Origin of the sequence: Bifidobacterium criceti, assembly GCF_002286935.1 — a bacterium.
Lineage (GTDB): Bacteria > Actinomycetota > Actinomycetes > Actinomycetales > Bifidobacteriaceae > Bifidobacterium > Bifidobacterium criceti.
This window is the reverse complement of record NZ_MVOH01000008.1, coordinates 68,028-81,317: the sequence shown is the minus strand read 5'-3', so window position 1 is coordinate 81,317 and position 13,290 is coordinate 68,028. Positions and strand designations below refer to the sequence as shown.

The 13,290-nt window shown below is 62.7% G+C and carries 12 protein-coding genes and 1 tRNA gene; 3 read left to right on the top strand and 10 right to left on the bottom strand.

Annotated elements, in window-relative coordinates; all coding sequences use genetic code 11:
• Window positions 1-5: 5 nt before the first annotated feature.
• The 5 genes from B1526_RS04550 to fbaA all read right to left on the bottom strand — a co-directional run bounded on the left by B1526_RS04550 (window position 6) and on the right by fbaA (window position 5,444).
• A complete protein-coding gene (locus B1526_RS04550; RefSeq protein WP_095614901.1) occupies window positions 6-1,430 on the bottom strand; it encodes a branched-chain amino acid ABC transporter permease in 1,425 nt (474 codons plus the stop codon).
• A gap of 203 nt (window positions 1,431-1,633) precedes the next feature.
• Window positions 1,634-2,008: a fluoride efflux transporter FluC gene (locus B1526_RS04545; RefSeq protein WP_095614900.1), complete on the bottom strand. Its 375-nt coding sequence runs from the start codon at window positions 2,006-2,008 to the stop codon at window positions 1,634-1,636.
• A complete protein-coding gene (locus B1526_RS04540) occupies window positions 2,008-2,814 on the bottom strand; it encodes a fluoride efflux transporter FluC (RefSeq protein ID WP_095614899.1) in 807 nt (268 codons plus the stop codon). Before B1526_RS04540 ends, B1526_RS04545 begins: the two co-directional genes overlap by 1 nt.
• Window positions 2,815-2,965: 151 nt before the next feature.
• The gene (locus B1526_RS04535; RefSeq protein WP_095614898.1) at window positions 2,966-4,252 is read right to left on the bottom strand and encodes an adenylosuccinate synthase; all 1,287 of its coding nucleotides are present in this window, start codon (window positions 4,250-4,252) and stop codon (window positions 2,966-2,968) included.
• Between the two features lie 127 nt (window positions 4,253-4,379).
• Window positions 4,380-5,444 (bottom strand): class II fructose-bisphosphate aldolase, encoded by a 1,065-nt coding sequence (gene fbaA / locus B1526_RS04530; protein WP_095614897.1) that lies wholly within the window; start codon window positions 5,442-5,444, stop codon window positions 4,380-4,382.
• A gap of 183 nt (window positions 5,445-5,627) precedes the next feature.
• On the opposite strand from fbaA, the gene B1526_RS04525 reads away from it, so the two are divergent.
• The gene (locus B1526_RS04525; protein ID WP_235607032.1) at window positions 5,628-6,989 is read left to right on the top strand and encodes a polysaccharide deacetylase family protein; all 1,362 of its coding nucleotides are present in this window, start codon (window positions 5,628-5,630) and stop codon (window positions 6,987-6,989) included.
• 7 nt (window positions 6,990-6,996) lie between these two features.
• Window positions 6,997-7,377, top strand: a complete 381-nt coding sequence (locus tag B1526_RS04520; protein ID WP_095614896.1) for a hypothetical protein — start codon at window positions 6,997-6,999, stop codon at window positions 7,375-7,377.
• Between the two features lie 74 nt (window positions 7,378-7,451).
• Here the strand turns inward: B1526_RS04520 and B1526_RS04515 are convergent, their stop codons facing one another.
• Window positions 7,452-8,819, bottom strand: coding sequence for a beta propeller repeat protein (locus B1526_RS04515; RefSeq protein ID WP_235607031.1), 1,368 nt, complete (start codon window positions 8,817-8,819; stop codon window positions 7,452-7,454).
• 236 nt (window positions 8,820-9,055) lie between these two features.
• On the opposite strand from B1526_RS04515, the gene B1526_RS04510 reads away from it, so the two are divergent.
• Window positions 9,056-9,535: a methylated-DNA--[protein]-cysteine S-methyltransferase gene (locus tag B1526_RS04510; RefSeq protein ID WP_095614938.1), complete on the top strand. Its 480-nt coding sequence runs from the start codon at window positions 9,056-9,058 to the stop codon at window positions 9,533-9,535.
• Between the two features lie 208 nt (window positions 9,536-9,743).
• Here the strand turns inward: B1526_RS04510 and B1526_RS04505 are convergent, their stop codons facing one another.
• The 4 genes from B1526_RS04505 to htpX all read right to left on the bottom strand — a co-directional run bounded on the left by B1526_RS04505 (window position 9,744) and on the right by htpX (window position 13,277).
• Complete coding sequence (locus tag B1526_RS04505; protein ID WP_095614894.1) at window positions 9,744-11,003, bottom strand: MFS transporter; 1,260 nt, start codon at window positions 11,001-11,003, stop codon at window positions 9,744-9,746.
• A 119-nt stretch (window positions 11,004-11,122) separates the two neighbouring features.
• Window positions 11,123-11,848, bottom strand: coding sequence for an SOS response-associated peptidase family protein (locus B1526_RS04500; RefSeq protein ID WP_095614893.1), 726 nt, complete (start codon window positions 11,846-11,848; stop codon window positions 11,123-11,125).
• Window positions 11,849-12,158: 310 nt separating this feature from the next.
• Window positions 12,159-12,232 (bottom strand) — tRNA-Gly (locus B1526_RS04495).
• A gap of 85 nt (window positions 12,233-12,317) precedes the next feature.
• Window positions 12,318-13,277, bottom strand: coding sequence for a zinc metalloprotease HtpX (gene htpX / locus B1526_RS04490; RefSeq protein ID WP_095614892.1), 960 nt, complete (start codon window positions 13,275-13,277; stop codon window positions 12,318-12,320).
• Window positions 13,278-13,290: the final 13 nt, after the last annotated feature.

Below are 13,290 nucleotides of genomic sequence, written 5' to 3'. Positions count from 1 at the left end.
AATAATCACCCAATCCTATTGCGCTTGCCGAAGATGCCCTGCGGTCGCACGAGCAGGACGAGGATGAGGATTGCGAGTGCGCTCGCATACCGCATGTCGCTCGGGATGACGAGCGTGCTCACGTCGGCGACGATACCGATGACGAGCGCGCCGACGAGCGCGCCGTTCGCCGTGCCGAGCCCGCCGAGGGTGACCGCTGCGAACATGAGCATGAGGAGTGTGACGCCGGTGTTCCATGCGATGCCGTTGAGGTAGATGCCGAGCAGGACGCCGGAGAGCGCGGCGAGCGCGCACGAGATCGTCCAGACGATGCGTACGACGGAGTCGACGTTGATGCCGGATGCCGCCGCGAGCGCCGCGTTGTCGGAGACGGCGCGCGTCGCGCGGCCGAGGCGTGTGCAGTAGAGGAAGACGGTCACGCCGATGATTGTGACGAGTGCGATGCCGGCGCATATGAGGGCGGGCGCGTTCGTCGTGATGGGTCCGAGTTGGATGCCTTCAGGGACCGATGTGACGATGCCTTTGATGTCGCCTCCGAAGAAGAACTGGTACAGGTACTGGAGCGCCATCGACAGGCCGATCGTGACGATCATCTGCTGCATCGTGCCGACGCGTTTGCGGCGCAGCGGCCCCCAGATGAACTGGTCCTGCAACAGGCCCGTCAGGCCGCCGATGACGACCGCGAACACCGCCGAGACAATGACGGGCATATGCAACATCTGTGTGCCTACATACGCCATGAGGCCGCCGAGTGTCACCTGCTCGCCGTGGGAGAACGAGCTCAGCCCGGTTGTGCCGTAGACGAGGTTCATGCCGACGGCCATGAGGCCGAGGAGCAGGCCGAAGATGATGCCCGAGTACAGCTGCTGGCAGAACCGTGTCCATGTCGCCGACGATGTCGAGGATGCGGCGGATGTGGTTCCCGCATTCGCCGACGTCGACTGTTTCGCGTCCGTTGATGCACTGTTCGACTTGGATGTTCCGTCCGATGCCGCCGTTTTGTCGAAGCGGACGACGCCACGCTGTTTCGAGAATGATTGCTTGACGATCTCGACTTCGGCGCTGTTGGTCGCGAATCCGTGTCGATTCGCGACATCCTGCGGAATCGTGACGGTGTACGTGCCGTCATCGGCGACTTTGAACGCCCATGTGCCGTCGTCCGCGGTCGTCGTCTCACCTGCTTCGGTACCGCCGAGTGTCACGTTGACGCCGGCGATCGGCTTCTGGCCCACGGTCTGCAGGATGCCGTTGACGCAGCCGTATTCGGCCGTCGGCACGCATGTTTCGACGGCTTCGGCTTCGACCGCCTCGGCCGCCGGTGCGCACAGGCCGCACAGGATGAGCGCGGCGAACGCGAACACCGCGACGCGGGCGGCCGTTCGCGGACATGTGCGCCGCCGTGATGGATTGATGTGGTATGCGGATGCCATGGCACCCCCTCTCTCGTGATGCCAATGAACATAACCGCCATATCGCCGCAGTGAAATTACCGGAGCGTTTCCGGTCGGTAACCATGGAGCGGACGCCGTTCACATGACGAAAACAGATTGTGGTATCACGCGCGAGAGGATGTCAGCACAATCGAAAAAACCGGCCTCTCGGCCGGTTTTCCTAGCGAACATCAGCGGATATCTCAGCGTCCCATCGCACCGATCCACCATCCGAGGACGATCATCAGGAACGGGATGATGACGGTCGCAGCGAAATAGCCGAGCGCCATGACGATGCGGTTGCTTTTCGCGAGCGAGACCATTTCGTTGATCGCGGTCGAGAACGTCGAGAACCCACCGAGGAAGCCGGCGACGAACAGCAGATACGTGAAATACCCAACGGTCTGGTAGAAATAGGCGGACGCGGCGATGCCGGCGAAGAACGCGGCGGTGATGTTGATGACGAGCGTCGACAGCGGGAAGACACGGTTCCACCAACGCTGAATCGACGTGTTCAGCACGAACCGCGCGACGGCGCCCAGGCCACCACATGCGCATACGAGCAGGAACTCCCCCATCATTTCACCTCCCCGGTGAGCGGATCAGCGTGGACGACGGGAATCTCATCGGTCTGCGGATTGGGATCGCCGTGCGGCATCATCGGCGCAGCATCGGCGTCCGTATCGGTCGGCACACGCACGCCAATCGCCGGTTTCGGCTGCTCCTGATGCCGCAGCGCGTCGGCGACGGCAAGACTCGCGGAACGCACCGACGTGAGCTTGAGACCAAGCCACGACCCGAACCATGCGACGGCGATGCCGGCGATGAAACTGAGGATTGTGTAGATGATGAAACTCAGGTATCCACTGTTATGGAGCGCCGTGATGTCCTCAACCATCATCGCGGACAATGTCGAGAACCCACCGCACATGCCCATGCCAAGGCCGCGGCTCGTCAGCTGGCGCACACGTTTGCGGATCCAGATCGCCTGCGACATATAGGACGTGAGGAGCGCGAACAGGAAGCATGCGATCATGTTCGCGATGAACGTGGCCGGATGGAACGCCATCCACACCGGGGAATCGGAACCCGGGTACGGCAGCGTGAGCCACAGCCCGTACCGCAATGCCGTGCCGACGCAGCCGCCGAGGAACACGACGAGGTAGACCATGCCGTCGGCGAGCGGGTTGAACTTCGCCTGCATGCGTTTCATCGGCGCGAGCGGGACGCTCGGCGGTTTGCGCGCGGCGGCGGCGCCCGTCGGATGGGGCTGCATGAGCTCCTTGCGAAGGTCGCCGGTGTCCTCGGCGGCATCGAAACCGGCCCCGGAGGAATCCGCGGCCTGCGTATGCGTGTCTTGGTTGTCGTTGATGTGCGTGTTCATATGTGGATGTTCACCGCCTCAATACAGCTCTGGGTTTAGGCGTGTGCTGACCATGATAACCCTTGGAACATGGAAGAGCGCCGGTCGGCCCTTGTTGTGGACGGCCCGGCGCCCGTTGTGCATGTGTCGTACGACCGTGGATGAATCGGAATCAGTCGATGAGCGAATGGATCTGGATGATGTGGTCGCGCTGCGGACCGGTGCCGATGACCGAGATGCGGCAGTTCGAAAGCTCCTCGAGGCGCTTGACATAGGCCTGGCAGTTCGCCGGAAGGTCTTCGAACCGGTGCACCTGTGAGATGTCCTCGGTCCAGCCCGGCATCGTCTCGTAGATCGGCTTCGCGGCGGCGAACGCGACCTGGTCGGTCGGCATGTCGTCATAGCGCACACCGTCCACGTCGTAGGCGACGCAGATCGGGATCTCCTCAAGGCCGGTGAGCACATCGAGCTTCGTGAGCACGATGTCGGTCAGGCCGTTCACCTGCGTCGCATACCGGTTGACGACGGCGTCGAACCAACCGCAGCGGCGCGGACGGCCCGTCGTCACGCCGTATTCGTGGCCCTGAGCGCGCAGCCAATCGCCCCAGTCGTCGAACAGCTCAGTCGGGAACGGGCCTTCGCCGACGCGCGTCACATACGCCTTCGAGACGCCGATGACACGGTCGATCTTCGTCGGGCCCACGCCCGTGCCGGTGCATGCGCCGCCGGCCGTTGGGTTCGACGACGTGACGAAGGGATATGTGCCGTGGTCGATGTCGAGCATCGTCGCCTGGCCGCCTTCGAAGAGCACGGTCTTACCGTCGTCGAGCGCCTGGTTGAGCACGAGCGACGTGTTCGCGACGTACGGCTTGAGGCGTTCTCCGAGCTTGAGCAGTTCCTCGACGGTCGCATCGACGTCGACGGGACGGCGGTTATAGAGTTTGACGAGCATCTGGTTCTTCTGGCGCAACGCGTTCTCGACTTTGTCGCGCAGATGCTCTTCGTCGAAGAGGTCGGCGACGCGGATGCCGATGCGGTTGATCTTGTCCGCGTAGGCGGGGCCGATGCCGCGGCCCGTCGTGCCGATCTTCTTCTTGCCGGCGAAGCGTTCGGTGACCTTGTCGATCATGCGGTGGTATGGCGCGATGACATTCGCCGATTCGCTCACAAGAAGGCGCGAGCAGTCGATGCCACGGCTTTCGAGGCCGTCGATCTCCTCGAAGAGCACTTCCGGGTCGACGACGACGCCATTGCCGATGACGGGCGTCGCCTTCGGGCTGATGATGCCGGACGGCAGCAGGTGCAGCGCGTACGATTCGTCGCCGACGACGACCGTATGGCCGGCGTTGTTGCCGCCGTTGAACCGGGCGACGTAATCGACCTTCGTTCCGATGAGATCGGTTGCCTTGCCTTTTCCTTCGTCACCCCACTGGGCACCGATCAAGACGATTCCTGGCATGCTCCACCTCCGCTGGTTCTTGCGAGTCCGCCGTGGACAGATTACCGTAGGCCCTCTACGCATGCCGCATCACCCGCGTAGAGAGCCTCCCCCAACACGGTTTCCCCACCGCGAAGGCGGTCGCGCACTACTTGAGCGCGCGCCCCGCGGAACCAAGCTCCCGGCACGCCTCGACGACGCGCGCGGCCATCGACTCCTCCGCTTCCTTGCCCCACGAACGCGGATCGTACATCTTCTTGTCGCCGACCTCACCGTCCACTTTGAGCACTTCGTCGTAATGGCGGAACATATGGTCCGCGATCGCGCGCGTGAACGCATACTGTGTATCGGTATCGATGTTCATCTTGACGACGCCATACGAAACGGCTTCGGCGATCTCCTCGGGAGTCGATCCGGAACCACCGTGGAAGACCAATTCGAACGGTTTGCCGTCAGGAACGTTCGCGTCGAGCGCGACACCGAGGTCGCCGCCGCGCGCGTGTTCCCACACACCGTGCTGGATCTCCCCAAGCAACTGCGGACGCAGTTTGACGACCCCGGGCTTGTATGCGCCGTGCACATTGCCGAACGTGAACGCCGCCATATAGCGCCCACGGCCGCCAAGTCCGAGCGCGCGCGCGACGGCGATGCCGTCATCGACACTTGAATACAGTTTGTCGTTGATCTCCGCGCTGTGCCCGTCCTCTTCGCCGCCGACCGCGCCGATCTCGATCTCGAGCACCGTGTGCGCCTTGATCGATTTGTCGAGCAGTTCGCGCGCGATCTCGAGGTTCTCGGTGAGCGGCACCGTCGAACCGTCCCACATATGCGACTGGAACAGCGGTTCGCGGCCGTGCGCGACCTCGTCGATCTCGATGTCGAGGAGCGGGCGCAACCATTCGTCCAAATACTGCTTCGCACAATGGTCGGTGTGCAATGCGACGGTGATGTTCGGGTATTTGCGCGCGACTTCGTGCGCGAACGCGGCGAACGCGAGCGACCCGGTCACACGGTCGAGCACACGTTGTCCGGAGAAGTAGGCGGCACCGCCGACGGACACTTGGATGATGCCGTCCGATTCGGCTTCCGCGAGGCCCTGCAGCGCGGCGTTGAGCGTCTGCGAACTCGTGACATTGATTGCAGGGTATGCGTACCCACCCTGCCGCGCGGCGTCAAGCATCTGCGCGTACCGTTCCGGTGTTGCGATAGTCATGTCTCCATCTTATGGCGTCGCCGTGCACGCCATGCCCTGCGCGCTCACTGCGAAACCACACCACGGTACGCTGAGCACACGCTCAGCGTACCGCAATGCGGTCGGGGACAGCTTACGTGTGCAATGCTAAGCTTGGCAAACGAAGACAGCACAGCCAACCGTGGTGTGGGGAGGCGATACGCGGTGACGAGCAGCAGCGACGACTACAACTTCAACAGCGGATACGACGATGCCGAGGAACTCGAATCGTTGGATATCGATGGCAACGGCGACGTCGACGAGGCTGCGGTCCGCACATGGGACACGACGGTGAACGCGGACGTCGAGGAGATCGGGTTCGACGGGAGCGCGAAACCACCGAAACCACCACGGAAGAAGATGGGCGCCGTCGCGACGGCGTTCGTGACCGTCATCGTCGCACTCGCCGTCGTCGCACTCGCCGCGGGCGCGTGGTGGATGTGGCAGACACGTTGGCGCACCGTGCACGTGAGCGTCGACGGCACCGAGGTCTCGGCGCGCGCCGACACGACGATCCAGACGTTCCTCGATGCGAACGACGACTTCGGACGCACACGCGGACGCCTGCTCTCGCTCAAAGGAAAAGTCCTCGACAACAACGGCGGCGCGCCCGTCTCCGTAAGCGTCAACGGCACCGCCGTTCCCGTCAACGACTACGCGGTGACGACGATCGCGGACGCGAGGGAGATGACGGTCACACCGGGCAAGGATATCACCGAGGCACACGTGAGCGAAACGCGCACGAAGCACTACGGCACCGACATCAACCTCAACAACGGACCGATCCAGGTCGTTACCCAACAGGGAGAGGACGGCGAGGAGGAAGTCTGGATCGGCAAACGGTCGAAAGAGGAAGTCGTCCACCAAGAGACGAAACCGATGAGGAACCTCACCGTCAAATCGTTCGCGCCACAGCCGGAAGGCAAGAAGGTCATCGCGCTCACGTTCGACGACGGCCCAAGTCAATACACCGGCAGGATCCTCGACATCCTCAAAGAGAAGAAGGTCAAGGCGACGTTCTTCGACCTCGGCGAGGAGGCGCTCGCCTATCCGCAGCTCGAACAGCGCATGGTCAAGGAGGGGCACCAGGTCGCGTCGCACAGCGTGAGCCATCCGTATATGCCGGACATGTCGCGCGATGAGCTGCGCAAGGAGATTCTGACGAGTTTCGACGATCTGGAGAATGCGAGCGACACGAAGACGCGTGTGCTGCGCGCGCCGTACGGCGCGTTCGGCGTGCAGCAGTGGAAGGACACGGCCGACATCGTCGATATGAACGTGCTGTGGAGCATCGATACGCTCGATTGGAAACGCCCGGGTGCGAAGGCGATCCACGATGAGGTCCTCAAGAACGCGTACAACGGCGCGGTTGCACTGATGCACGCCGGCGGCGGCAACCGCACACAGGACATCCAGGCACTCCCCAGCATCATCGATGACCTGAGGAAACAGGGGTATTCATTCGTCACGATCGACGAATTGTGTGAGATGGGCGGCGTTCCGAAACCCGCTCAAGGCAAGGAGTAGAAGGCCGATGATGACCCACGACCCATACAACGCCACACCCGCGAACAGGCGCCCGAAGACGGTGCTCGTCGCGGTCGCCGCGCTCATCATCGTCGGCTATGCGCTTGTCATGCCGGTGCTGCTGTCGTCATTCGACGGCGCACCGAACGACGCGATCGACGCATGGCTCGACCGTTCGACGACGAACGTATGGATGCTCGTCGCCGGCACAATCGTTGGCCTCGCCTGCTGGATCGCCGCCGCCGTGCTCGAACGGCGCAACCGCCCGCAAGGGCGTATGGGCGGATGGAAATCGCTCATCCGCCCCGCCGTGACGGTTGTGACAGGTCTATGCGGGTTCTGCGTATGCTTCTCGCTGCCGATGATGTGCCTGCTGCATCTCGGCTAGAAGGCGGCGCGACCTGCGCCGATGGACCGTTCGGCGATCGGACTGGGCGGACGGGGCGCAGTAAGCAGCACCGTTCACCCGGCGAGTGTGGGCGCGGGCGCAGGCCGCTCCCTGACGAACGCGAACGTGTCGTCGGCTGGGTCGTATGAGAACACCGCTTCCATGATTGCGCCATCCAGCGTGTAATCGGCATCATCGCCCTGCCCTATCGCAAGATAGGACGTACCATTCTCCGTCCACACACGCGTCGGCGTATCGAACGGGTAGTATCCCAGTTTGTCTTCCAGACCAGGTTCCTTCGGTATGCCCAGCGCGCGCCACGTGGCACCGGAGTCCGATGAGACGTGGAGCGAACCGGTCTGCCCGACGAGCACCGTCGTATCATCAACCAATCCCACGATCGTCAGATTCGACGGATACTGCATGAACATCGGCACGTTCCGCCACACACCCTCAGCATGCGCGCGCAATGCGGACAACGTGGACGCGGCCATCGCATACCCGACCGAACCGGCCGCGACGCCATACCCATACGCGGCCACGATGGTGTCGCCGACGACGGAGATATAGGAGGGCGCCTGCACACCTGTTCCCACAACCGACGTGAGCCACGTCGAGCCAGCGTCCCACGAATAGATGAGTTCCGCAGTATGCGCACCGTCATCGTATCCGACGAACGCCGTGAACCGCGGTGTGATCACATACATCGACGGTTCGAGCCACAACGTCGTGTTCGCATTGATGCCGCCGACGATTCGTTCGACACCATCGGGAACCTCGTGCCACGTCGTGCCGCCGTCATAGGTCACTTCGAGCCGTTCCTGGGACAGACGGTATCCGTTGTGCCCGTCGAGCACCGGGGCCGTCGGATCCGGCTCCGTCTTCTCGAACTCCTCAGGATGCGCCAAACGTTGGTAGACGATCGGTTCCATCACCTGCACGATGCGGTAGCCATCCCGTTGCGGCTCGAGCTCGAACACACACGATTCGTTGATGCCCGATTCCACCCCGTACGTCTGGCATCCAGGCACGTCGGTGACGCGTTGCATCGACGCGAACCTCGCCCACACGGTCGCGTCGAGCTGCACATAGATGTTCCGCCCATCGGATTCGTCGTACCGTGACGCGATGCCCGGCAGCCGCTGCACGTCGCGCACGTGCACCGAACGCAACTGGTACTGCGGCGCGACGCCGATCTCCTTTTGTCGTCCCATCCATTGGCTGTACCATTGCGACACGTCGTCGGTCACCGTACTATCCGAGGACGCGCGCGCAATCGTCCGTCCCGCCATTGGCGGCACCGTGTACGCGTGCCACCATGTGCCCAACCGCACTCCAATAGCGACCAATACCGCGAACACGACCGCGCATACGATGATGATGGCGCGCGTACGATGCGAACCGTCCCCCTGTGCCTGTTGCGGCTGTTGTGTTCGACCCATATCCCCAATCTACACGTGACAATCGCGCGGTCGTCGATGACACGCGCGGATGTGCACTGTGATGTTTGGCTGCGCGCGAACCAGCGCGCGCAGCCAAAAATAGGCGCGCATCGCACAACCGTGGAATTCCGCGCGCCTTTACGCAGAATCGGTGAGTGTTCGACGTTTTCCCTTGTCCATCCAAAACCGGCCCCTATAATCATGGCAACATACACATGATCATCGAGGAGGACGATATGCAGGGTTTTGCGACGTATACCAGTGAATACGGTCCGGTGAGGATCGATTGGCAGGACGAGGCGGTCACAGGACTGCACATCGTCACGAGGGACGACAACGCAGCCGACGGCGCGGGCGAGCCCACCGAACTCACCGACCTCGCGTTCCACGAACTTGAACAGTACTTCGCGGGCGCGCTGCGTGAGTTCACGGTGCCGATCGCGTTCACGTTCGGCACACCGTTCCAGCAGTCCGTATGGCGCGCGCTGTTGCGGATCCCGTACGGTGAGACGCGCACGTACGCGCAGATCGCCGAAGAGGTCGGCAAACCGAAGGCCGTGCGCGCAGTGGGTTCGGCGAACAACCGCAATCCGATCCTGTTCATCGTGCCATGCCACCGTGTGATCGGCGCGAACGGCAATCTCGTCGGCTATGCGTACGGCATCGAGATGAAGCGCACATTGCTGCAGCTTGAGCGGCGCGTCGCGCAAGCGTGAACACGATTCGGCACTGTGGCCTGAGCGGTCTGAGATGACCGCTCAGGCCACTTTTTGCATTGGCGCGGACAGCGCCTTCGGTTTGGCATATGTCGGCGCTGACAATGACCGTCCCACAAACTCACCAATCGATTTTTCATCCCATATCTGCGATTTGTGAGGCTGCCACCGACGCCGTTCGTCGACCCGGTATCCCATGTACCCACACTCATACCGTGCGTGACACATCCATATGCGCGCGGCCACCGCGTTCGTAGCGCAGCGCATACAGCGCGAGCAGCAGCACGGCGACAGCGGCGAACGGCACACCGCCAAGCGCGGGATACCGGTAGTCCATCGACGTCGCGTCAAGTACCGCGCCACCGACGAGCGAACCGACCGCATTGCCGAAGTTGAACGCGATCTGCACGGCGGCGCCGCCGATGAGCTCACCGCCGCCCTTGCCCGACTCGGCCATAAGCAGCTGCTGCGGCGCGGATACGAAGAACAAACCGAACGAGATCACGAACGTCAGCACCGCGGTGCCGACGCGGTTCCCCGGCACGAAGAACGCGGCGAGCAACCCAAGCATCGCAACGAACTGGCCGAGCGACGACGTGGCGCCCGCATGCCAATGGTCGGCGATCCTTCCCCCGCACAGGCCACCGACGACCATGCCGAAGCCGGCGAGCATCATCAGCATCGACACCATGTTCGACGGCCAGCCACCTTCGCGCTGCAGCCACGGGCTCACATAGCTCCACCAGCAGAATATGCCGGTATTGCCGGCGAACACGGCGGCAAGCACGAACCAAGGGCCAGGCTTGCGCAGGAAACGGAACTGTCCGCGCAGACCGGCGTCGGCGACCGGCTTGATGAGCGGGATCCAGAAGCGCGCGACGACCGCCGTGCACGCGGCGAGCACAGCGAGCGCGCAGAACGCGAGCCGCCACGACACATGTTCGGCGAGCAACGTGCCGGCGGGAACGCCGAGCATGTTCGCGACGGTCTGTCCGGTGACCATCGCGGAGACGGCGCGCGCCTCCTTGCCGCGTTCGGCGAGCAGTTTCGCGATGAGCGTCGCCGTGCCGAAGAACGCACCGTGCGGGAAGCCGGCGATGAACCGTGCGACGATCATCATCGGCGCGTTCACGGCGACGGCGCTCAACGCATTGCCGACGAGCGCGATGATCATGAAGATCACGATGAGCGAACGTGGCGGAATCCTACGGCCGAACACGAGCAGCAACGTGCCTACGCATACGCCGATCGCATACGCCGAGATGAAATTGCCCGCGAAAGGGATGCTCGCACGCATCGCGAGCGCCGTTTGCGGCAGGATGCCCATCATCACGAATTCGGATGCGCCAAACACGAATGCGCCGGCGGCGAGCGCGAACAATCCGAGTCCGTGGCCGCCGCCGCGCACGTCTTTCGCACTTTCACCCACCTCGTTTGCGTTCGACGAATTGACTATCTCGTTCGCCATCTTCCTCACCTTGTCCGAACGTTGTTGGTATGACCGATGTTTCACACATGTTCCACATGAAACATCTATCAGCATAGTGCAATCATCGCTGTATCACGGGGCACCTCTTTTGGCCGCCCTCAGCGCACGGGACGCGCGGTGAGCGGCACGGCGGAGCGGTCGGCGAGACGCATGTAGTCAGGTCCGAGCCACGTCACGAGTTCGGTCGGATGCAGGATAAGTGGCATCCGCGGATGCACGGGTGCCATCGCCGCGTTCGCGCGCGTCGTCACCATCGAATATTCGCGCTCCCTGTGGATGCCGCCGATGAAGATGACCGGCATATCCGGAATCGTGAACACATACTGTTGTTTGATCGTGCGCCCGGTACGCTCACTCACGCGCGTCTCCGTTCCGCTGGATTCGTAGAACTGTCGGCACGCGATGATGCAGCGTTCGTGTTCGATCGACGCGCGCCATATCGGCTTGTCCGCGCTTTCGATGCGCGTATTGAACATCGGACGCGGATTCCACTGCGAACTGTATCCCCACGTGAGATCGGCACATTCGAGCGCGCCGGGTTCGAACTGCGCGACGCCGACCGCGGTATCGAACGTCGGCACAATGACAGGTGACACGTGCTTCGGATACACGTCGATCCATTCACGCTCTGTGTGCGCACTGTCCTCCACCTCTGTGCGCGCCCTGTGCTCCACCGGATCCGGATAATCAAGCTCACGTTGCTCGTATTCGGCGATTTTCGGTTCCGGGACCTGTTTTACGACCCGTTCGTGCCGTTCGCCGCTCAACCGCGCGACAAGCGCGTCGATTTCCTCATCCGCCAATCCCACATAATGCGCACACATGGTTTCACGGTACCTCGTGCGCGCGGCTGCGCTGCGCATATCGCCTGTAGGCGTCGCGCGACCGCACATATCGGGTATCGCACGACGCTGACACCTGTGTTTACGACGCGCGACCGCACAACAACGGCACCGCACGACGGAACCACTGCGCCTGTGTCGTGCCCCACCGCACTCTGCGGCAACGCACGACGCTGGCAGCCCGATTCTGACGTACGACCGCACATATCGGGCATCGCACGACGTTCACGTTGTACACCGCGTACACAGACGCAAAAACGGCTGATTCCGTTGGAAATCAGCCGTTTTCGAGTGGAGCGGATGACGGGAGTCGAACCCGCCTTTAAAGCTTGGGAAGCTTTCGTTCTACCGATGAACTACATCCGCATGCGGCCGCCATGTCGACCACCATGAGCTACCTTACCACAGCCCACACCAAACGCGCACCCATCTGTCCGCACATCACCACGATTCACGCGCGTCCGTTGCGTGCGACCTGCGCGAGCCCATCGCCATCCGCGATGCCTGGAGCGCCCATGTCGGCCGCCATCTGCCGCAGGCGCGCGATGCGGTCCTCGGTCGGCGGATGCGTCGAGAACAGACGCGAGAACCCCTTCGCCGAGAATGGGGATTCGATCATCATCGCGGCCGTCGATTGGTCGGTCGCCGTCTGCGGCATCGGATTCTGCGCGATGCCGTACTGGATCTTGTACAGTGCGCTCGCAAGCGCGTTCGGATCCCCGGTGAGCACACTGCCGTCCTCGTCCGCGTCGTATTCGCGCGTACGTGAGATCGCCATTTGGATGAGCGACGCCGCGATCGGCGCGAGCACCATGCTGATGACGGCGCCGAGCGCGCCGAGCATGCCCGCGCCGTTGTCGGAGTCGCGGTCGTTGCGCGTCGAATTGCCGAAGTACATGAGCGAATAGCCGAGGTAGGTGATGACGGTCGCCATCGCGCCGGCGATCGCGGATGTGCGGATGTCCCTGTTGTACACGTGCATGAGTTCGTGGCCGAGCACGCCGCGCATCTCACGGTAGTCGAGGATGCGCATGATGCCTTGCGTGCAGCAGACGGCTGCGTGGCGCTCGTTGCGTCCCGTCGCGAACGCGTTCGGCGTTTCAGTGGGCGCGATGTAGATGCGTGGCATCGGTTTGCCAGCCGTCTGCGACAGTTCGCGCACGATCGCGTACAGTTGCGGCGCCTGCGCTTCGGTGACCGGCTGCGCGTGCATCGACGCGATCGCGAGCTTGTCCGAGAACCAGTACGAGACGAAGGACATGCCCAATCCGATCGCCACGTAGTAGACGAGCGTGTCCACATAGGCGCCCGTCGCCCACCAGATGACCATGATGATCGCCCACATGATCGCGAACAGTATCGCCGTTTTCAAGCCGTTGTAGTGGTTGTGCACCCGTAGTTTGCCGTTCATACGCCCAAGTCTA

Excerpts from the sequence above, each read along its gene's own strand:
- B1526_RS04550 (WP_095614901.1), bottom strand. The coding sequence starts at position 1,430 with ATGGCATCCGCATACCACATCAATCCATCACGGCGGCGCACATGTCCG.
- B1526_RS04545 (WP_095614900.1), bottom strand. The coding sequence starts at position 2,008 with ATGGGGGAGTTCCTGCTCGTATGCGCATGTGGTGGCCTGGGCGCCGTC.
- B1526_RS04540 (WP_095614899.1), bottom strand. The coding sequence starts at position 2,814 with ATGAACACGCACATCAACGACAACCAAGACACGCATACGCAGGCCGCG.
- B1526_RS04535 (WP_095614898.1), bottom strand. The coding sequence starts at position 4,252 with ATGCCAGGAATCGTCTTGATCGGTGCCCAGTGGGGTGACGAAGGAAAA.
- fbaA (WP_095614897.1), bottom strand. The coding sequence starts at position 5,444 with ATGACTATCGCAACACCGGAACGGTACGCGCAGATGCTTGACGCCGCG.
- B1526_RS04520 (WP_095614896.1), top strand. The coding sequence starts at position 6,997 with ATGATGACCCACGACCCATACAACGCCACACCCGCGAACAGGCGCCCG.
- B1526_RS04515 (WP_235607031.1), bottom strand. The coding sequence starts at position 8,819 with ATGGGTCGAACACAACAGCCGCAACAGGCACAGGGGGACGGTTCGCAT.
- B1526_RS04510 (WP_095614938.1), top strand. The coding sequence starts at position 9,056 with ATGCAGGGTTTTGCGACGTATACCAGTGAATACGGTCCGGTGAGGATC.
- B1526_RS04505 (WP_095614894.1), bottom strand. The coding sequence starts at position 11,003 with ATGGCGAACGAGATAGTCAATTCGTCGAACGCAAACGAGGTGGGTGAA.
- B1526_RS04500 (WP_095614893.1), bottom strand. The coding sequence starts at position 11,848 with ATGTGTGCGCATTATGTGGGATTGGCGGATGAGGAAATCGACGCGCTT.
- htpX (WP_095614892.1), bottom strand. The coding sequence starts at position 13,277 with ATGAACGGCAAACTACGGGTGCACAACCACTACAACGGCTTGAAAACG.